Origin of the sequence: Veillonella seminalis, from assembly GCF_003992065.1 — a bacterium.
Taxonomy (GTDB): Bacteria; Bacillota; Negativicutes; order Veillonellales; family Veillonellaceae; genus Veillonella_A; species Veillonella_A seminalis.
Genome location: NZ_RQUZ01000008.1, coordinates 119,830 through 140,370, shown reverse-complemented (window position 1 = coordinate 140,370; position 20,541 = coordinate 119,830). Strand labels below are relative to the sequence as shown.

At 43.3% G+C, this 20,541-nt stretch carries 15 protein-coding genes and 1 pseudogene; 13 read left to right on the top strand and 3 right to left on the bottom strand.

All coding sequences use genetic code 11. The annotated features are described in order from the left end of the window. Positions 1 to 827 precede the first annotated feature (827 nt). From EO126_RS06855 to EO126_RS06810, 11 genes are all read left to right on the top strand, one after another. Entirely contained in the window at positions 828 to 1,256 is a 429-nt protein-coding gene (locus EO126_RS06855) for a nuclear transport factor 2 family protein (protein WP_127008137.1), read from the top strand. Positions 1,257 to 1,297: 41 nt separating this feature from the next. Beyond that, complete coding sequence (locus tag EO126_RS06850; RefSeq protein ID WP_006555878.1) at positions 1,298 to 1,813, top strand: flavodoxin; 516 nt, start codon at positions 1,298 to 1,300, stop codon at positions 1,811 to 1,813. A gap of 162 nt (positions 1,814 to 1,975) precedes the next feature. Then, positions 1,976 to 2,758, top strand: a complete 783-nt coding sequence (locus tag EO126_RS06845; protein WP_006555879.1) for an elongation factor 1-alpha C-terminal domain-related protein — start codon at positions 1,976 to 1,978, stop codon at positions 2,756 to 2,758. A gap of 468 nt (positions 2,759 to 3,226) precedes the next feature. Beyond that, a complete protein-coding gene (locus tag EO126_RS06840; RefSeq protein WP_127008135.1) occupies positions 3,227 to 4,507 on the top strand; it encodes an FAD-dependent oxidoreductase in 1,281 nt (426 codons plus the stop codon). Then, entirely contained in the window at positions 4,504 to 4,785 is a 282-nt protein-coding gene (locus EO126_RS06835; RefSeq protein WP_127008133.1) for a ferredoxin family protein, read from the top strand. Before EO126_RS06840 ends, EO126_RS06835 begins: the two co-directional genes overlap by 4 nt. A 14-nt stretch (positions 4,786 to 4,799) precedes the next feature. Beyond that, the gene (locus EO126_RS06830; protein ID WP_127008131.1) at positions 4,800 to 5,600 is read left to right on the top strand and encodes an electron transfer flavoprotein subunit beta/FixA family protein; all 801 of its coding nucleotides are present in this window, start codon (positions 4,800 to 4,802) and stop codon (positions 5,598 to 5,600) included. Positions 5,601 to 5,613: 13 nt separating this feature from the next. Next, positions 5,614 to 6,621: an electron transfer flavoprotein subunit alpha/FixB family protein gene (locus EO126_RS06825; protein WP_040771075.1), complete on the top strand. Its 1,008-nt coding sequence runs from the start codon at positions 5,614 to 5,616 to the stop codon at positions 6,619 to 6,621. A gap of 336 nt (positions 6,622 to 6,957) precedes the next feature. After that, positions 6,958 to 9,795, top strand: coding sequence for a YadA-like family protein (locus EO126_RS06820; protein WP_127008129.1), 2,838 nt, complete (start codon positions 6,958 to 6,960; stop codon positions 9,793 to 9,795). 125 nt (positions 9,796 to 9,920) lie between these two features. Next, complete coding sequence (locus EO126_RS06815) at positions 9,921 to 10,382, top strand: DUF554 domain-containing protein (protein WP_006555886.1); 462 nt, start codon at positions 9,921 to 9,923, stop codon at positions 10,380 to 10,382. A 228-nt stretch (positions 10,383 to 10,610) separates the two neighbouring features. Then, complete coding sequence (locus EO126_RS10950; RefSeq protein ID WP_240631452.1) at positions 10,611 to 10,826, top strand: hypothetical protein; 216 nt, start codon at positions 10,611 to 10,613, stop codon at positions 10,824 to 10,826. Continuing rightward, positions 10,813 to 11,394, top strand: coding sequence for a dihydrofolate reductase family protein (locus tag EO126_RS06810; protein ID WP_225723635.1), 582 nt, complete (start codon positions 10,813 to 10,815; stop codon positions 11,392 to 11,394). Before EO126_RS10950 ends, EO126_RS06810 begins: the two co-directional genes overlap by 14 nt. A gap of 166 nt (positions 11,395 to 11,560) precedes the next feature. Here EO126_RS06810 and EO126_RS06805 read toward each other — a convergent pair whose 3' ends face one another. The 3 genes from EO126_RS06805 to EO126_RS06795 all read right to left on the bottom strand — a co-directional run bounded on the left by EO126_RS06805 (position 11,561) and on the right by EO126_RS06795 (position 15,625). Further along, positions 11,561 to 12,745: an SAM-dependent methyltransferase gene (locus EO126_RS06805; protein ID WP_127008128.1), complete on the bottom strand. Its 1,185-nt coding sequence runs from the start codon at positions 12,743 to 12,745 to the stop codon at positions 11,561 to 11,563. A 474-nt stretch (positions 12,746 to 13,219) separates the two neighbouring features. Then, positions 13,220 to 14,416 carry a methionine gamma-lyase gene (gene megL / locus EO126_RS06800; protein ID WP_127008126.1) on the bottom strand — a complete coding sequence of 399 codons (1,197 nt, stop codon included), beginning with the start codon at positions 14,414 to 14,416 and terminating at the stop codon, positions 13,220 to 13,222. 279 nt (positions 14,417 to 14,695) lie between these two features. Further along, the gene (locus tag EO126_RS06795; RefSeq protein WP_127008124.1) at positions 14,696 to 15,625 is read right to left on the bottom strand and encodes a LysR family transcriptional regulator; all 930 of its coding nucleotides are present in this window, start codon (positions 15,623 to 15,625) and stop codon (positions 14,696 to 14,698) included. Between the two features lie 426 nt (positions 15,626 to 16,051). On the opposite strand from EO126_RS06795, the pseudogene EO126_RS11200 reads away from it, so the two are divergent. Then, a pseudogene (locus EO126_RS11200) lies at positions 16,052 to 16,489 on the top strand (hypothetical protein); the annotation flags it as partial. A gap of 366 nt (positions 16,490 to 16,855) precedes the next feature. Next, a complete protein-coding gene (gene nifJ, locus EO126_RS06780) occupies positions 16,856 to 20,386 on the top strand; it encodes a pyruvate:ferredoxin (flavodoxin) oxidoreductase (protein ID WP_127008121.1) in 3,531 nt (1,176 codons plus the stop codon). The last annotated feature ends 155 nt before the right edge of the window (positions 20,387 to 20,541 follow it).

The window sequence follows — 20,541 nt, the reverse complement described above, 5'->3', positions numbered from 1 at the left end:
GCGGCCTGGGAGGATAGGTAGTCGCTGATTAATAAGAAAAGACGGTCATACCGAATGGTATGGCCGTCTTTTTTTACTGATGAGACACTACGTGCCTCATCAGGTCTGCTTCCAGCCAATATTGTAGAGGTATGCAGGAAGTACAAGGTAGAATAAGCGGCGTGGAATAAACAGAGAACCAAGTTTGAAGGAGCAACGCGACGCACAAACTTGTGTGAATCGTTTAGTTCGCAGCGTAAGATTCTTCGAAGAAGAATCCACAGCTGTCGAACAGATAAGGTAGTCGCAAATGACACCGGACTCTGAGAGCTTCCAGCCAATCTTGTACAAGTATTCACTATCTTAGAAGCACAACGAGGAAGCGGAGCTGGGATACGCAGAGAACCAAGTTTGAAGGAACGAAGTGACGCACAAACTTGAGTGAATCGCGTAGTTCCCGGCGTAAGATTCTTCGAAGAAGAATCCACAGACGGGAACACATAGGTAGTCGCTGAACAGGTGCGTAGTCCTCAGCGCATACTAATTAACATCTAGAGTAGCGAGCAAAGCAACGCGGTCACGCGCTACATAAATAGAGCTTTCTCCCTCTAGCCCATTAAAACTCTAAATAAGATAATCTCTCTCCACCCCCTCCGGGGTGTTTTTTTATACCTATCTTCCCTTTAATAAAATACTTTTATCAATAATTAAACTTTACAATTAGAAAATTTAATCAGAACCCGCTATAATTAAATAATCGAAATAATTCAATATGAATTCACGACAAACATAAGACACACTATTAACACTTAAATACTCAAGGGGAATGTACGAAAGGAGACAATATTATGTCATTAGAAATTTTAGAAGCAAAAGAAGCAATCCGTGAAGTAATTGATATGTTTTCAACCTTAGAAATCGATGTACCGGCACAAATGAAATATTTTACCGAAGATGCGCACGTAATGGTGCATATGGGCGGTAAATTGGTAATGGATATTAAAGGTCGTGATGAACTCGAAAAACAGTTCAGTGCTTTTACCGGCGGAATTAAAGCAACTCATCATATGAATGGTCAGCAAGTAATCACAATTGATGGTGATACAGCTGTTGATGTTCACTACTGCCGTGCTGCACTTGTAACTGAAGAAGACGGTCATGACGTTGTTTCCGACAACTATATCCGTTATACTGATAAATTAGTATGCGTAAACGGTGAATGGAAAATCTCTGAACGTGATCAACACTTTGTAATTACTAAAAAACAAACACTATAATAGTAATAATATATTGAGAGAGAAAAAATGGAGTGAGGTAAATGGGAAAAACATTAGTGATTTACTATTCTCGTAAAGGTCAAAATTACGTGAATGGATCCATTAAGAACTTGCCTAAAGGAAATACAGAAATTGTGGCTGAATTTATTCGCGATGCGGTGGGATCCGATCTTTTTGAAGTGAAAACTAAGAAAACCTATGCGGAAGATTATCGTAAATGCACCGAAGAGGCAAAGGAAGAAATTAAGAATCAGGTATTTCCTGAACTGATTGAACAATTGGATTCAGTGGCTGACTATGATTCAATCGTAGTGGCCGGACCATGTTGGTGGGGCACATACCCTATGGCTGTATTTACGCAGCTCAAAGGCTTAGATTTTATCGGTAAAAAAGTATTTTCGCTTATGACACATGAAGGTAGTGGTATCGGTGGCAGTCCGGTGGCACTACGTAAATATTGCGTCGGTGCCGAAGTCGGTGAAGGCTTAGCTATTCATGGCGCAGAAGCAGCGGAATCAAAAGCAACTGTCGAAGCATGGGCTAAACGTAATTTATAAGACTTGAATTTAAACAACACACAATATTAGTAGCAATACAATTAACATACATACAACTGAATAAAAAGAAAATAAACATTGAGGAAATGCGTTCTTCAATGTTTATTTTTTTGCAAATTTTTAATAAATAACAGGCTTATACAAAGCAGTTTGAAAAGATAAATGATTGATGAGCCAAATACATATATATCTTATCTATTATATATAGATGACGAACCGCTTGAAGTGGGCAACGAATACCTCGTAAGCCTCGGCACCAAACAGGTGGCGGCTACGGTGACGGACATTCAGTACCAAATCGATGTAAACAGCGGGGAACATTTGCCGGCCGCTGAACTTGGCAAAAACAGCATTGCTCTTTGTACCTTGCATTTCCAGACCCCGGTGGTTATGGATGAATTCCGTCGTCATAAGACATTAGGTGAGTTGATTCTTATCAACCGTGTAAGCAATATGACCTCTGCTTGCGGCGTTGTAGAAGCTGTAGGGACTACAGCGGAACAGCATAGCTTTGAAGGCAATGGCTTGAAAGCGCACGGTGACGTATTTGACGAATTCTACTACAATGTGGAAGGCCTCAAAGTAGATAAGATCCGTCCTAACCGCACGACCTTTAATATAGGCGACAGCTTATCGCTTGCCGGTGCCAGCTACAACTATCCGGCTAACTTTGATATCTTGGTTGTCCGTGATAAAGTGGCTATCGAAGTGCGCGACGGTAAATTGGTGAATATCGTACCGTTGTCTGAATACGTGTACAACGACGTACCGGTTGTGAACGGCCGCGGTTTTGCGATTCAGGTAAATTCGGCGGATGATATAAAACAGTTCATTGCTGAATCTTCCGATGATGCGTTGCAGCACGATGGTGCATGGCATGATAAATGGCTCCGTTTCGAAACATACCGTAAAATCATATTCCATGATTCCTTCTGGTCGATTTAAGAGTATCAGAATATAAATTAAAGCAGTCATACAGTACATTACTGTGTGACTGCTTTTTTATTGCCGACATACGACTCGTGCCTTGAGCAATTTTGATTGATTTTGAGCGACATATATTTTATTCGCATAGTCCTATATCCGTCGAAATACACCGTCATTTTCTTTTTTCAATCAGGAATATGTTCAAAGTAAAACGTTTTTAACATATATAATCTATTTAATTTGAATAGTCACTCATTTGGGAGTCATTTTAATATATAGAATATATTTTACAATGCAAAAGAGGTATTTTATAAATTCACTTAGAATATATATAATAATGAGTATAAAGTAAAATATCGATATGGTATTTTGCAAAATTCTAAGCTGTGTTTACCTACAGTGGGTCGTAAAAGGCCGAGGTGGGACGTAACTGTTTTTTGTTTTTCAATGTATAAAATATACAGTATATTACACAAGGAGAACAGCATGGAACAATTTGATGCAATTGTTGTAGGCGGTGGCTTAGCAGGTGCGGCAGCTGCTTACCGAATGGCCAAAGCGGGCGTGAAAGTGCTATTGGTTGAACGAGGGAGTTATGGGGGCGCTAAAAATATGACGGGTGGTCGTATTTATACGCATTCGTTAGAAGAGTTAATCCCTGATTTTAGAAAAACGGCTCCGTTAGAACGTAAAGTAACGAAGGAGCGTATCTCCATCTTGGAAGGCGGCAAAGCAACGACCGTTGAATATGAAGCGGAACCGGCTCAGCCAAAAGACGAATCCTATGTGGTATTGCGCGGCGTTTTTGATAAATGGCTGGTTGATCAGGCTGAAAAAGCCGGTGCGGTTGTGGTAAATCGGATTCAGGTCAGCGACCTTATTAAGGAAAACGGCAAAGTGGTTGGCATTCGTTGCGGTAACGATACTTTGCGTGCCGATGTGGTTGTTTTGGCTGACGGCGTTAACTCCTTATTGGCTGAAAGAGCCGGATTACGTGCTCCGATTACAGCCGCTGAAGTAGCCGTTGGTGCCAAAGAAGTATACAGCTTTAATAAAGGCGTGTTGGAAGAACGCCTCGGTCTTGACGGAAATGACGGTTTATCTTGGCTTTTCATGGGCGATATTACGCATGGTCTCATGGGCGGCGGTTTTATCTATACCAATAAAAACAGCCTTTCCATCGGCGTGGTAGTAGGTCTTGAACACATCGGTGAATCGGACGCTACCATCGAAGATATGATGAATGAATTCATGGCCTATCCGACTGTGGCTCGTTTGTTAAAAGGCGGCAAACTCCTTGAACGCAGCGGTCACATGGTTCCGGAAGCCGGTTATAAAATGGTGACAACCTTGAGCGGTGACGGCTTTATCATCGTCGGTGATGCGGCCGGTTTCTGTATCAACATGGGCTACACCGTACGCGGCATGGATTTTGCCATTGCGTCCGGTATGTACGCAGCCGATGCGATTATTAAAGCGAAATGCTTGGGCGATTACTCTGCCGGCGCGTTACGTTATTACGATATTATGATTGAGTATAGCTTCGTAGGTAAAGATTTGAAAACCTATCGTCACTTCCCTGACTTCCTCAACAATCCGCGAATTTTCCAGAAATATCCGGGTATGGTCAACGGCATCATGTCCGATGTATTCACCGTTAACGGTGACGGCGCGAAACCGCTTGTTCCTAAATTATTGAAACGGGCTACCGGTGTAGGCCTTGTTAACTTGGCTATAGATGCTCTTAAAGGAGGTCGTGCCCTATGATAAACTTAGAAGAAAAATTAGGCGTTAATAAATATTACGTAAACGAAGGTCATCCGCACATTGAAATCATTCATGATTATCCGGATATGAAGGAAAAAATGAAACTCGTCAATGCCTGCCCGGCCGGTTTATATACCTTAAACGACGACGGTACCTTGGCATTTGACTACGCCGGTTGCGTAGAATGTGGAACTTGTCGAGTTTTGTGCGGCAAAACGATTGTAACTAAATGGGAATACCCGGACGACACTAAGGGTATTGAATTTCGTCAAGGCTAATAGGGAGGCTGACTATGGAATTACTCGTATGTATCAAGCAAGTGCCGGATACGTCTGAAATCAAGCTCGATCCGGAAACGAACACTTTAATTCGTACCGGCCTGCCAAGTATTGTAAATCCGTTTGACATGAATGCATTGGAAGCAGCGCTCGACGTTAAAGATAAATATCCGGGTACACGGGTTTCCGTGATTACCATGGGGCCGCCACAAGCAACGTTGGCGTTAAAAGAATGTATCTCCATGGGCGCCGATGACGCGTACCTCATTACGGACCGTGCCTTTGCCGGTGCCGATACCTTGGCAACCAGCTACACTATCGCTTGCGCTATTGCTAAAGTGCAGGAAGACCAGGGCAAACCGTTCGACATGATTTTCTGTGGTAAACAGGCTATCGACGGCGATACGGCGCAAGTAGGTCCGCAGATTGCGGAAGAATTGGGCATTCCTCAGGTAACTTACGTGTGCGATATTGAAGTGAACGACAATATCGTTCGTACGAAACGTGAACACGAAGAAGGTTTCGAAGTATTGGATACGGAAATGCCGATGCTTCTTACGGCGGTAAAAGCGCTTAACGAACCACGCTATCCAACGCTCCACAACTCCATTCGCGCTACGCAATATGATGTGAAAACAATCACAGTTAAAGACATGACGACAGACCCTAAACGCCTCGGCTTACAGGGCTCGCCAACACGTGTACGCAAAGTATATAGCCCACCTATGCGCTCCGCCGGCACCATGCTCACCGGTGCGGTTTCGGAATCCGTGGCAATGGTTATGGATGTGTTAAAACAAAAAGAACTTATCTGATAGCTAAGGAGGAATTACGGTGTTTGAAGAATACAAAGGTGTCTATGTCATTGCTGACTGCTTCGACGGTCAGGTGCGCAAAGTCACATACGAATTAATTGGTCAGGCCCGCCTCATAGCGGATCAGTTGCATGAAGATGTTCATACCTTGCTTCTCGGTGCCAACGTAGCATCGGAAGCCCAGAGCCTCGTGGAATACGGCAGTGATTACGTTCACGTATTTGAACATCCTTTGTTGGCTCGATACAATACCGACGGTTATACCAAGGTTATTACCGATTTCTTTGCCAAGGATAAACCGAATGTTATCCTTATCGGCGCTACCAATGACGGTCGCGATTTGGCACCGCGCATTTCCGGTCGTATGAAAAACGGCGTTGTAGCCGACTGTACGATTTTGTCCGTAAGCACATCCGACGGCCTCGTTGAATGGACACGTCCTGCTTTGGGCGGTAACATTTTGGCGGAAATTATCTGTCCGGAACATCGTCCGCAAATGGGCTCCGTTCGTCCGAACGTGTTTAAAATGCCGGAACGCCAAGAAGGTCGTCAAGGTCATATCAACCAGGTTGAAGTTCAGCTCACTGATGCGGACATTCGCAATCGTTTCGTAGAAATGATTAAGGTGGACATGAACGATGTTAATATCGAAGAAGCGGAAATCATCGTGGCCGGCGGTCGCGGTATGGGTTCTCCTGAAAACTTCAAGATTTTGGAAGAATTGGCAGATGCCCTCGGCGGTGTACTCGGTGTAACCCGTCCGATTGTTGAAAAAGGTTGGTATCCGTTGAGTCGTCAGGTAGGTCAGACCGGTAAAACGGTAGCGCCTAAATTGTACTTGGCCTTCGGTATCTCCGGTGCCATTCAGCATACGGCCGGCATTACCGGTTCTGATATGATTGTAGCCATTAATAACGATCCGGAAGCATCCATTTTTAAAGTGTGCGACTACGGTATCGTAGGCGATGCCGTTGAAGTGGCTCGTGAAATGATTGCTAAAACCAGGGCAATCAAAGGATAAACTAAATAATAGAATATTTATTTATTGATAAAATTTATGAAGAGACCATAATGTTGTTACACTATGGTCTTTTTGTGTTTAATGCGATGAATTGTGATTAAAATAAAGAATTAATGAAATTTTAACGGACGTATTTGAAATATAATTTTTAACTGTCGATTTATGTTTTATGAGAAACAGTGATAAAAGCAAGGAATAGGTGTCTTGCGGGGGGGACAAATATGATAGTATTTAGATATAGATGAAGTGGTGATGAATTGATTGGGATGGGTAATAATCAATTCAACTGTTTTCAAAACGTTAGTTAGTGGACGTATTTTGAGAGTAGTATTGGGTATGAAAATCAAGAAAAATGGTCGTCATGTGATTAAAACATCGTTGAGCAGTGCTGTTTTATTGAGTTTGTTATTAGGGGGACAGGTTTTTGCAGCAGATCCACTTGTTATTAATAATGACACGGGAACAGCTAATACGGTATCAGAGTCTGATAATTCTACGGTTATTGGTGATGGAAATACGGTTACCAACAGTAAAAGTCAGACTGTGGTAGGCAATAATAATAAAGTTACCAATAGAACGCATAAGGATAGAGATGAAAATATTACAGATTTAACTATTGGTAATGGTAATATTATTAATCGTACAACTAGTTGGCCTAAAGCGTGGGAGTCGTTGACTGTTATTGGTAATAATAATACTTTTATCGCTCCGACTAACGGTATTGTTATCGGCGATAATCAGACAAAATCTGATTTTAATGATTCAATTATTATTGGTTCCTTAACACCGGAAGAAAAGAAGACTGTATATAATGCTGTTAGAGGATTGAGTATGACTGTCGTTGGTAATTATGCACAGGGCGTATCCGGAAGCACTGTAGTCGGAAATAGGGCCATTAGCTTAGGGGTCTATGGCACTGTTACGGGATTCAATTCTGTTAGCACACAAAATGCTAACTGGTCAACCATTTATGGTGTTGATAATAAAATTACTGGTTTAGACTCTGGGCTCACTATGGAAAATGGGGCTTTCGGTACTATGAACAAGGTTGATATTTCGTCAAATTCTATGGTTTGGGGCACAGGGAACTGGGTGACGAATTCCTATGGTAGTATGGTTGATATAGAAAACATAGATAGTTTTGATATTGTTCGTGATTTCCGTTTTCTAGAGTTTATGGAACATGGCAGTACGAATGATGGATACTCAGACCATATGTCCGAGATATTTAGTGACTTTGCTTCTCTTTATGGCGGATCTGTTTCTGCTATGGGAAATAGCAACAAATTGGATTATGCTAGAAGATCCTCTATCATTGGATCGGATAATATTTTGAAGGGGACTGAAAATGCGGTAAGTGATTACAACACCATTGCAGGTTATAAAAATACCGGCACTAATGTGAATCATGTTTCTGTCATGGGGACCGGCAATAAACTGAGTGATGAGACGACAGATGTTGTCATCGGTGATTACCATACATTGTCTGGAGGGAGTAATAACATTATTCTCGGGGCAATGGAAGCAAGGGATGGAGTTACGACACAATTATTTACTCTAGAGACAGGTATTCCTGGTGCCTCTGTTCCTTATGCGACAAAAGTAAAAATACCAGTAAAGACTCATACGGAAAACATTAGCAATGCCGTCATGATCGGTTATAATACGGATGTACAGCATGATGGTGGCGTTGCCCTCGGTAGCAATGCTGTTGCTTCTGTCGACAAAGGGGTACTTGGGTATAACCCGACTATCGGTAAGGTTTTTGAGAGTGAAGGGGCTATTGTTGCCTTTGTCGGCAAAGAAGATTGGTTTGCCGAATTAAATAGCAGTATACCCGATTTAGAATTGGCTTTTTCAACGGTAAAAACTGATTATGAAGGTAAATTCAATGATTATCTGACAAAGAGTGAAGAATATACTCAGTTAGTTCAATATTACCACTTGGCAGAAGCGGGACCAGATGAACAAGCATTATATAAACAACAAATGGATGCCGCGAAGACCGCGTTGGATGAAGCTGAAACAGCAATGAAGACATCTGAAACTGTTATGAATACTGCTAATACAGCTTACACATCCGCTGTATCGGAAAAGAATAAGATAACTTCTACATGGCAATCAAATGCTGCTGCTGTTTCCGTAGGCGACAGTGAAGCGGGAATAACTCGTCAAATTACTAATGTAGCAGCCGGCACAAATGATACTGATGCTGTTAACGTGGCTCAACTTAAAGCAGCCGTAGATGCTGCCGGCACAGGCTTACAAGAAAGTAACAATGCTTTGAGTTACAAAGACAATAAATTATCCTTAGCTATTAAAGATTCGAATGGTAAGGACTTTATTACAGGCAGTGTAGAAATATCTGATTTAGCCAATTCTATTAATACTCGTAATAGTGTAGCTAACTTTGATGGTGACAATACCATTACGATTGAAAAAGCTGAAGGCGTAAATGAATTTAATGGTGTAGAATACCAACTCAAAGTTAACACCGATGGCAAGGTAGTTGCAGATAATAAAGGTGTTGTTAATGGCGGTACCGTTTACAACGAAACCCGTGTAGCCAAAGATGGCACTTATGTTAAACAATCTAAATCTGCAGGAGAAAACTTGACTGCGTTGGATAGCCAAGTAGCGGCCAATACGACTCAGATTACGCAGAATAGTAATAATATTACCTCCATTTCCAATGAAGTAAGCAACATTACCAACAACGTAACCAGCTTGAATAGCCAAGTTAATAAATTGGATAATCGAATTAATCGTGTCGGTGCCGGTGCCGCCGCATTAGCTGCTTTACATCCGCAAGATTATGATCCGACTGCTAAGTGGGATTTTGCGGCCGGGTATGGCAACTATAAATCGGCCAATGCAGTAGCTATCGGTGCATTCTATCGTCCGACGAATGATTTGTTATTCTCCGTAGGAACCAGCATGGGCGGCGGTGAAAACATGTTTAACGCCGGTGTGAGCATTAAATTCGGTAAGGGTAGTGAATACTCTAACTACTCCAAAACTGATTTAGTCTCCGTAATCTCTAGCCAGCAAGCGGAAATCAGTGCAGTTAAAGCCGACAATGAAGCTAGCAAAGCGGATAATGAAGCTAAAACTAAACGTATCGAAGCGCTCGAAAAACAGATGCAGGAAATTTTAAGCCAAATTAATCGCTAAGAGATTTCATAATGCATGTACTGTAACCGATTGTGAGGTTAGTTCCCCTCAATCACAGCACCCAAAAAACAAAAATTCATTTTAAAACACTTTTATCAAAAATTCACTTAAAAGGACGTACATCAATGTCAAATTTAGATAAGAAATTAGAGGAGTTTGGCGCGTGGTTACGCGTGAAAAGTAAAAAAGAAGGCGAAGGCAGTTTTACGCAAGGCTTTTTAGCCGCTTCGTTTACGGTTTGTATCGGTGCTATGTCGATTATAGGCTCTATTAAGGATGCTACAGGCGATCCGTCGATTCTTTTGGCAAAATCTATGATGGACGCAATTATAGTTATGATTATGACGACCACTATGGGACGAGGTTGTATCTATGCTGCCATTCCGGTCGGTGTGGTGCAGGGGCTCGTTACCTTATTGGCGTTTTTCATCGCACCGTGGTTAACGGATCAAGCACTCAGTAATATATCGCTCACAGGCTCGTTGATGATCTTTTTAATCGGTGTCAGCTTGCTTTTAAATAAACGGTTCCGCATTGCCAATATGCTACCGACGCTCGTGATAGCAGCGGCTTGGGCGTGGCTGTAAGTTAATTCGGTTCAGGCTTGCTTATATGTGTTGCCGGATAGTTTGGCAGTAAGGAATGCCGAGTCGTGAGATAACTAAATAGTTGATTTTGTTTTAATTAAAATATAGACTCTGTCGTAAATTACGGCAGAGTTTTTTTATTGCTTGACTTGAAGTCAACTTCAAGGGTTAGAATATAGATATAGACATTGATAATTCGTGTGTAAAGTAAGGAAAGGAAACAGTGTGATGAACAAACCATTTATTTTTTGCCACATGGAAACAAGTTTAGACGGTAAGATTATGGGGAAATACCTTTGGCGCCCAAGTGCTGCCGATGAAGGCGATTCCTTTGATTTAGTGCAACATCAGAAATATCAGTACCAAGCTCTTATTTTGGGCCGTACCACAATTGATGATAACTTTACGTATTATGAAACGCCACAGGTGAATGAAGCGGCCTGAGGTTCCGGCCGGTGACTTTATCGCTGAAGGTGCTTCCAAGGGCCAGTTCATGATTGCCATTGACAGTAAGGGTAAATTGGCATGGCAGGATAACACGGCGGAAGATGGCGATATGAAGCCTCATGTGGTGTCTATCTTAACAGAAGATACGCCGAATAGTTATAAAGATTTCCTTCGTCAAAAAGGCATCAGCTATTTAATTTGCGGTAAGGATTCCGTTGATTTGGCTCTTGCTTGTGAAAAGATTAAAGATGTGCTTCACGTCGAAAAAATGATGCTCGGCGGTGGTGCCGTGCTTAACTGGAGTTTCCTCCAAGCCGGTCTCGTCGACGAAGTGAGCCAAGTGATTGCACCGGCTGCTGACGGCAGTACAACCACGCAGACCCTCTTCATGGTCAAACCGGGTATTACCAAAGACCAGCCGATTCTCTTTAAGCCTTTGAGCGTTGAAATCATGGAAGACGATGCCGTTTGGATTCGCTGGCAGGTTGGTGAAAAAGTAGATTTTGACTTCGATAATGATCCGACCTATAAAGAAGTTATGGGCATGATTGAGTCTCATAAATAAGAGATTTCTAATATAGCTAATATCATTTCTGGAATAACAGCACGAATATAATATATAAAGAAACCCCGACTCATCGATTGATGAATCGGGGTTTTATTGTGTCAGGTTAAATTTTAGTTAAATTGAATTAAGTTTAGCTCAGTTTAGATAGTTATTGCCTGTTTAATTAATACCAACGAGTCATTGGTAAGTCGTTGTTGATACCTTTAGTAGCCAGAATCTGATGTAAGTCCATCATGCCGTTAGCAAAAGCGGCGGCGCAGCCGTTAAGGTATAAATCCCACATGCGAATGAAACGTTCGTCGAATTTTTGGCGAATAGTTGGCAATTGGGCACGGAAGTTTTTATCCCATTCCAACAATGTTTTATTGTAGTGCATGCGGAGGTTTTCCACGTCTAAGATATGGAATTTATCGTCCGTCATATCGGAAATCATTTCGCGAAGGCTGGGTAGCATACCGCCCGGGAAGATGTATTTGCTCATCCAAGCATCGCCCGGTTTTTCATCCATGCCGCTGATGAAATGAAGGAGGAAGACACCGCCTTGGACGAGGACGGAGTCTACACAGTCGTTGAATAATTGATAGTTTTCACGACCTACATGTTCTACCATGCCGACGCTGACAACACGGTCGAATGTTAAGCCCGATTTAGGCAAATCACGGTAGTCCATGAGTTTAACTTCGAGGTAATCTTCCAAATGATTTTCCTTAATGCGTTCCTGGAATTTTTCATACTGTTCATGGCTGAGCGTAATGCCGGTGCCTTTGATTTTATACTTTTTAGCCGCTTCGAGGAGTAAATAGCCCCAGCCGCAGCCGATATCTAAGAGGCGCATGCCTTCTTTTAAATACAATTTTTCCAAAATACGATGGATTTTATTCATCTGAGCTTCGTAAAGAGTCGTATTCTCATTTTCGAAGTAAGCACAGGAATATTGCATGGTTTCATCGAGCCAAAGAGAGTAGAAATCGTTGCCGATATCGTAGTGGCTCTGCACTTCTTCGGCCTGATGCTTCTTGGTAAGCGGATTATGTGTCAATTTCGTGAGTACGTCACCGGCCGTGGAGAATTGATCCATCTGACCGAGAAAATGGTTCAACGCGAAGTATAAATCGCCTTCAATTTCCAAATTGCCGTCCATGTATGCTTCGCCGAGAGCAATGGATGTACTCGTCATGAGTTTGCTTGCGGGAATCGGTTCTTTCATATCTACTGTAAAAAGAGGTTCCCCTTCGCCAATTATATATTCATTATCTTTAAATTTTACTTTAAAAGGATTGGCATCGAATCGTTTTAAGAAACTAATCATTGCCTTTTCCTCTATTTTTTCACCTAAGTTGCCTAACATATCAAGGTACCTCCTTATTAAAAATTTGATTATCTTGCTTTTATATACTAAAACTTTAGATGTGAAAAGTCAAATAATTCAGTGGTTTTAATATGTTATAATAGATATTCAAAATATAAATAGTTGGAGCTTAATTTAACAACTTGATATGAAAAATAATTAATAATGCCCCTGCCTGAAATGGTAAAGGTTACAGGCAAGGGCATTGTAGTAAATGAGAGTTTCTATCCACTATATATGGGCTAATGAAATAAGTTTATTAGTTCTTAAATATAATGAGTGGATAGGAGTATCAAAATTCACGCATCGTTAAGGTCGGCAATTTGCCGGTGCCGACCTTGTAAGCAAGTGTAATAAGGAGGCGTGAAGTTCTGACAAAGGCAGTAAGTTACATTTGAAGTTATTAAGTGAGGATTGTAGGAGATAAGCTCACTAAGCCGACAAGTGGGGAGAATCGGCAAGTAGCAGTTTTGCTTATTTAGAAATTTGGTCCAAAGCCTGAGCTAAGTCGGCAATGATGTCTTCTGCATCTTCAAGGCCTACAGATAAACGCACAAGGCCTTCGCTGATATTGGCAGCGGCCAATTCTTCTTTGGTGTAAGTCGAGTGTGTCATGGAGGCTGCATGTTCGATAAGTGTTTCCTCATCGCCTAAAGAAACGGCCAAGAGGCAGAGTTTAACGCTGTTCATAACAACGGCCCCTTCTTTAACGCCACCTTTTAATTCAAAGGATACCATGCCGCCCGGTAAGGCCATTTGCTGTTTAGCCAACTCATATTGCGGGAAGCTTGGTAAGCCCGGATAATTAACGGATTTAACAGCCGGATGAGTTTCCAAGAATTGAGCCACTTTCATAGCATTGGCACAATGGCGTTCCATGCGGATTGCCAAGGTTTTAAGACCGCGTGCTACGAGGAAAGCATCAAATGGGCTGAGTACGGCACCGGTCATATCTTTGATACCGTATAAGCGAACTTGAGTTAAGAAGTCGGTGGAGCCGCATACAAAACCGGCAATCACGTCGCCGTGACCGTTCAAGTATTTGGTAGCGGAGTGAACAACTACGTCGGCACCTAAGGACAATGGCTGTTGAATATAAGGTGTGCAGAAGGTGTTGTCGACAATAACGAGGCAATCGGCCTGTGCATGGCTGATTTCGGCAATCGTTTTGATGTCCACAATCTTAAGCGTAGGGTTAGCCGGTGTTTCCAAATAAACCACTTTAGTATTTGGTTTGAAGGCTTTTTTCACAGCGTCCAAATCGCTCATGTCTACGAAAGTAACTTCAACGCCCATGCGTGTTAAGCCGTGGTTGAGGAGGGCGAAAGTACAGCCGTATAAGGTGTCACAAGCAATAACATGATCGCCTGCTTTAAGAGCCGTCCACAAGGTGGCGGAGATGGCACCCATGCCGGATGCGGTGGACATACAAGCTTCGGCACCTTCTAAAAGAGCCAATTTTTTTTCCAGCTGAGTGTTGGTCGGATTGCCCAAACGGGAATAGATGTAGCCGCCTTCTTCGAGGGCAAAGCGACGACCGTCCTGTTCGGCGGAGTCAAATACGAAGGTTGATGTTTGGTAAATAGGGGCTGTTAAAGCTCCGAATGTATTAGGCGCAGCACCGCCGTGAATTGCTTTGGTAGAGAATCCCTTGTTTTTTAAATCTTCCATGTTAAATACCTCCTAAATGTTAAGTCTTTCTAAAACGGACTTGTTATTGGGAACACCGTTTATTTTGAGGTCAGTGTAACATGGATATTTAATGCTGTATAATATCGCTTGGAGTGGATTTGCCATGCATTAAAACCATATCTAAATTAATTGATGTATAGATGGGTGGAGCTTACCGGGCGACGGTAGCAGCTTATTGTTGGCAAAAAAGCTATGCCGGCATGAGGATGGCATAGCTTTAAATCAGGTTTCATATGATATTTACCGGTACTTTTATTGTTAAAACGACGGATGGCTTAGGAAATCAATAGATTTTTCCAAAAGCTCCACGTATTCCATCATGGCCGGAGTCATATTGCTGTTTTTCAGACGAATCCAGCCGATGTTAATGAGGTCAAAGGCACCTTCCAACGGTATAGACAAGATTCGGTTTTTCGTAATATTCGGCAATAAACAGCCGCAACCGATGGTAAAAGCGTCGGTACAGGATAAGAGTCGTAAAATAGTGGAGCGGTCGGAAACGACGAGGGGGCGATTATCTTGCAGACCGTGAACGCTCACTTCTTCGGCGTATTGATAGGAGTCATTGCCCTGGTAGTATTTGATGTACGGATATTCCTGTAAATCTTCGATAGTGAGTGATTTAGCGTCTTTTAACGGGTGATTATGACCCAAGTAGACACAAGGCGGGAATTGGCGTAACGGCGTGAATTCAATGCCTTTTTGTGCCAATAAACGTTTCATAAATTTATTGGTGCCTCGCGAAAGATAGATAATCCCGAGCTGACTTTGACCGAGCAATACATCATCGATAACTTGCGAGGTGCGGCATTCGTTGAATACGATGGTATAATCGGTGGATTTTTTCAAACGATTCACAAATTTGGTAAGCGCATCGATGGAGAACATGTAGTGCTGAGCGGACACGGTGAGGGTGAGCCGGTTGTTGATGCTCTCTTGATTGAAGTAGTTGTGGAGGCCGTTGACCTGTTCCAAAATGCGATGAGCATAGTCCAAGAACTCGAGCCCTTCTACGGTGAACGATACGCCGTGACGCGTCCGTTCCAAGATGGTAATGTCAAACTCTTTTTCCAGATCCTTAATGGATTTAGAGAGGCTCGGTTGCGCAATGTACAGGCGCTGAGCCGCGATAGTAATGGATTGACATTTGGAGATTTCGACTAAGTAACGCAATTGTTGTAGGGTCATGAAAACGCCTCCCAAGGAACATAGTTTTAAACTATAGTAATAGCACTTAATTAAATATTTCACAATCCTATTTTTATCATGTTATGCTGAACGTATATTAAGCAGCCTTAGACGTAGGGGTGCTTCGCATCATGAATAGTTAACTATAAAAAGTTAGGGATTACGATACCTATAGGGATATAGGGCATTTATAAAAGTATATTACTGTTTTATATGAATAGGTAAATTATATAACGTTATTATTGTAACAGGGAATCAAAAAAATGCCATGCTACAACAGAATATATACTATGAGAAAATGTACTTATATGTCATAATGTATAGGTAGAGGAGGTTTTCATGAATAAGGAAATTCAAGTTGAGGCGACGCTTGATGTGGCAGACGAACTGCTTACTACAGGGATGAGTAAAGCGGCTCGGGCCGGTATGAGCGAAGCCGAGTGGCGTGAAGCCACCCGTTTTGACAGTACTGACTGGGGTTGGATTATCATGAGTATCGGTATGGCTATTGGCGCCGGTATCGTGTTCTTACCGGTTCAAGTCGGTATTGTAGGGGTGTGGGTGTACTTGTTGGCAGCGGCCGTGGGGTATCCGGCCTTGTATTTGTTCCAGCGTTTATTCGTCAATACGTTGGCGGTATCGCCGGAATGTACGGATTATCCGCCCGTTATTTCCCACTAGTTGGGTAAAAACTGGGATATTTTCTTAGGGGCGATTTATTTCGTCATGATTGTCATCAGTATCTTCGTGTATTCCACGGCGATAACAAATGACAGTGCGTCCTTCTTATACTCTTTTAATGTAACGGATACGATTTTGTCAGATAATCCCTTCTACGGGTTGGGTGTTATTTGTTTATTGGTAGCCTGGGGCGCCATTATTTTGAACATTCCCGTACTTCGTCTCTTAACATGGATGGGTCCGATTATGGGGATTATTGGTTGCTTTATACCGACATATTTGGTGTATAAATTGGATTTCTTGGCTCGTTTCAGAAGTCCGACCCTTATGTTCATCGTAGCAGCCGGCATCTTGCTCAGTATTTCCCCATTTTTCTAAAAAGTACTGAGTCATAGGAGTTTTAGTGAGAAAAGCAGTAAATTAGCAGTAAATAGCAGGACCGAATCAAGAGAGAGCTTTTGTTTAGCGTGAAATCAGTTTCCAACAGCGACAACTGCATTATGAAAAATGCAGACGCAAATATATAAGTATATACCGGGAGGCTTTACTATGCGTAAAATGAAGACTATGGACGGCAACCAAGCCGCCGCACACATTTCCTACGGATTCACCGAAGTAGCTGCGATTTATCCGATTACTCCGTCATCACCGATGCCGGAACATGTGGATGAATGGTCAGCGAACGGTCGCAAAAATGTGTTCGGACACACTGTTAAGGTAGTAGAAATGCAATCGGAGGCCGGCGCAGCCGGTGCCGTACACGGCTCGTTACAGGCCGGGGCACTGACGACTACCTATACGTCTGCACAAGGCTTGCTCTTGATGATTCCTAATTTATATAAAGTGGCCGGTGAATTATTACCGGCTGTATTCCAGGTGGCATCGCGTGCTTTAGCGACTCATGCCTTGTCGATTTTCGGTGACCACCAAGACGTTATGGCTTGCCGTGCTACAGGTTGTGCTATGCTCGCCGAATCGTCCGTTCAGGAAGTTATGGATTTGAGTGCGGTAGCTCATTTATCGGCGATCAAAGGCCGCATGCCGTTCATCAACTTCTTTGACGGTTTCAGAACGTCTCATGAAATTCAAAAAATTGAAGTGCTCGAATATGATGAATTGGCACCGCTCCTCGATTGGGATGCGTTAAAAGCGTTCCGCAAACGCGCCCTCACGCCGGATGCACCGGTAACACGCGGCACGGCGGAAAACCCTGACGTATATTTCACTCATCGTGAAGCGTCCAATCCGTTCTATTTGGATATTCCGGGCATTGTTGAAGAATATATGGCTGAAATCAGTAAATTGACGGGCCGTGAATATCATTTGTTTAACTACGAAGGGGCACCGGATGCTACCGATATCGTCGTTGTAATGGGCGCCGGCGCTCAGGTAGCCAATGAAACGGTTGAATACTTATTGGCTCAAGGTCGCAAAGTGGGTGCCGTTAATGTGCATCTTTTCAGACCGTTTGCTATGGATCGCTTCATCGAATCCTTGCCTAAGACGGTTAAACGTATTGCTGTGCTTGATCGCACGAAAGAACCGGGCTCCATGGGCGAACCTTTATTCCTCGATGTGCAGGCAGCCATTGCTCGTGCTAAATTGGATATTACCGTTGTGGGCGGTCGCTACGGCCTCGGTTCACGCGATGTGGTGCCGGCTGATATCGTAGCCGCTTTTGATAATTTGGCTGCGGCTGAACCTAAAGCTGAATTTACGCTTGGTATTGTGGATGATGTGACCGGTTTATCCTTACCGCGTCCGGATAATGTTTGGATTGATGCCTCTCACATTACGGCTTGTAAGTTCTGGGGCTTCGGTTCCGACGGTACGGTTGGCGCCAATAAGACGGCCATTAAGATCATCGGCGATAACACGGATATGTATGCGCAGGCTTACTTCGACTATGATTCTAAAAAATCCGGCGGCGTGACCATGTCGCATTTGCGTTTTGGTAAAAAGCCGATTAATAAACCATATTTGGTAACACGTCCTACCTTTGTAGCTTGTCATCGTCAGGCTTATGTAAATGAATACGATATTTTACAAGGCATAGAAGAAGGCGGCACGTTCTTATTGAACTGCACTTGGACGCCGGAAGAATTGAATGAAAAATTACCGGCTGCCATGAAGCGGACGATTGCCAACAAACATCTTAAATTCTATATCATTAATGCGGCTCAGATTGCTCAAGACATCGGACTTGGCGGTCGTATCAACATGATTTGTCAGTCCGCATTCTTCAAATTGGCCAATATTATTCCGATTGAAGAAGCTGTACAGCATTTGAAAGACTCCATCGTCGCTACTTACGGCAAAAAAGGTCAGTCCGTTATCGATATGAATATGATGGCGGTCGATAAAGGTGTCAACGCCATTGTACCGGTAACTGTTCCGGCTGATTGGGCCAATGCAGTGGATGCTGAAACAAAAGATACTCAGGAAATTCCTGAATATGTACAAAACATTTGCCGCCCTATCAATGCACAAAAAGGCTATGATTTACCGGTAAGCACCTTCATGGGCTACGAAGACGGTACGTTAGCGGCCGGCTCGGCTGCGTATGAAAAACGCGGTGTTGCTTTATTCGTACCACATTGGCACAAAGAAAATTGTATCCAATGTAACCAGTGTGCTTTCGTTTGTCCGCATGCAACGATTCGTCCGGTATTGGCTACGGCTGACGAAGTGGCGGCAGCTCCTGAAGGTTTTGAAACAATTCCTGCTTTGGGCGTCGGCGACTTACAGTTCCGTATCTCCGTATCGCCGTTAGATTGCCTCGGTTGCGGCAACTGCGTACAGATTTGTCCGGCTCCTAAGGGTAAAGCTATTACCATGAGCCCAATCGATGACGAATTACACTTGGCGGATGCTTGGAATTATGGTGTAAACTTGCCGACTAAAGCTAATCCGATGAAGAAAGAAACGGTTAAAGGCAGTCAATTTGAAGTACCGCTCCTCGAATTCTCCGGTGCTTGTGCCGGTTGCGGTGAAACACCGTATGCACGCCTTGTAACGCAACTCTTTGGTGACCGCATGATGATTGCCAATGCGGCCGGTTGCTCCTCTATCTGGGGCGGGTCCATGCCGACATCTTCCTATACAGTTAATCAGGCAGGCCAAGGTCCTACTTGGGCAAACTCGCTCTTTGAAGATAATGCGGAATTTGGATATGGTATGCGCGTAGGTACTACGAAGATTCGTGAACAAATCGGCGAATATGTAACAACGGCTATCGGCGAATGTACTGAAGAACAAGCTGAACTTAAAGTAGCTCTTACCGATTGGAACGAACATCGCGAACAGGGTGCCGGTACGCGCGAACGGTCAGCTCGTTTGGTAGCACTTCTTGAAAAAGTGGCTAACCCAACCAAAGCTATGACGGCTATTTTAGACGAAAAACAATACCTCGCCAAACGTTCGCAATGGATCTTCGGCGGTGACGGTTGGGCGTACGATATCGGCTTCGGCGGCCTCGACCATGTACTCGCTTCCGGTGATGATGTAAACATCCTCGTATTTGATACGGAAGTATACTCCAATACGGGCGGTCAATCCTCCAAAGCAACGCATACCGCAGCGGTAGCTAAATTCGCAGCCAGCGGCAAGCGTACGAAGAAAAAAGACCTCGGCATGATTGCCATGTCCTATGGTTATGTATATGTGGCACAGGTAGCTATGGGCGCCGATAAGAATCAGCTCCTCAAAGCGATGACGGAAGCGGAAGCATATCCTGGTCCATCCTTAATCATTGCTTACGCACCATGTATCAACCACGGTATTAAATCCGGTATGGGGACGACGCAGGAAGAATCCCGTCGCGCCGTAGCTGCCGGCTATTGGGATTTGTATCGTTACAATCCTGCTTTACGTGGCACTGATAAAAATCCGTTCAGCCTCGATTCGAAAGAACCTACTGAAAGCTTTAGAGATTTCTTGATGGGCGAAGTGCGTTATGCATCGCTTAAACAGACATTCCCTGAAGTGGCGGAAGAACTCTTTGCCAAAACAGAAGAGGATGCCAAAGAACGTCGTTTATCCTACGTACGTATGCAAGAAAGTTTGGCACCAAAACAATAATGGCTACACATCTTTTAGATAGAATGTAGTAAAACCTCCAAGGAAACTGCACGAACGGGCATTGGGGCCCCATGTTCGTGCAGTTTCTGTTTTAAGGGAAAGTTGCAATATCAGGAGGTTCATTAGATGAATCGCCTCTGTTTTAAAATTGCTAT

Bases quoted from the DNA above. Each gene is read 5' to 3' on its own strand.
- EO126_RS06855 (WP_127008137.1), top strand. From the start codon at position 828: ATGTCATTAGAAATTTTAGAAGCAAAAGAAGCAATCCGTGAAGTAATT.
- EO126_RS06850 (WP_006555878.1), top strand. From the start codon at position 1,298: ATGGGAAAAACATTAGTGATTTACTATTCTCGTAAAGGTCAAAATTAC.
- EO126_RS06845 (WP_006555879.1), top strand. From the start codon at position 1,976: ATGATTGATGAGCCAAATACATATATATCTTATCTATTATATATAGAT.
- EO126_RS06840 (WP_127008135.1), top strand. From the start codon at position 3,227: ATGGAACAATTTGATGCAATTGTTGTAGGCGGTGGCTTAGCAGGTGCG.
- EO126_RS06835 (WP_127008133.1), top strand. From the start codon at position 4,504: ATGATAAACTTAGAAGAAAAATTAGGCGTTAATAAATATTACGTAAAC.
- EO126_RS06830 (WP_127008131.1), top strand. From the start codon at position 4,800: ATGGAATTACTCGTATGTATCAAGCAAGTGCCGGATACGTCTGAAATC.
- EO126_RS06820 (WP_127008129.1), top strand. From the start codon at position 6,958: ATGAAAATCAAGAAAAATGGTCGTCATGTGATTAAAACATCGTTGAGC.
- EO126_RS06815 (WP_006555886.1), top strand. From the start codon at position 9,921: ATGTCAAATTTAGATAAGAAATTAGAGGAGTTTGGCGCGTGGTTACGC.
- EO126_RS10950 (WP_240631452.1), top strand. From the start codon at position 10,611: ATGAACAAACCATTTATTTTTTGCCACATGGAAACAAGTTTAGACGGT.
- EO126_RS06810 (WP_225723635.1), top strand. From the start codon at position 10,813: ATGAAGCGGCCTGAGGTTCCGGCCGGTGACTTTATCGCTGAAGGTGCT.
- EO126_RS06805 (WP_127008128.1), bottom strand. From the start codon at position 12,745: ATGTTAGGCAACTTAGGTGAAAAAATAGAGGAAAAGGCAATGATTAGT.
- megL (WP_127008126.1), bottom strand. From the start codon at position 14,416: ATGGAAGATTTAAAAAACAAGGGATTCTCTACCAAAGCAATTCACGGC.
- EO126_RS06795 (WP_127008124.1), bottom strand. From the start codon at position 15,625: ATGACCCTACAACAATTGCGTTACTTAGTCGAAATCTCCAAATGTCAA.
- nifJ (WP_127008121.1), top strand. From the start codon at position 16,856: ATGCGTAAAATGAAGACTATGGACGGCAACCAAGCCGCCGCACACATT.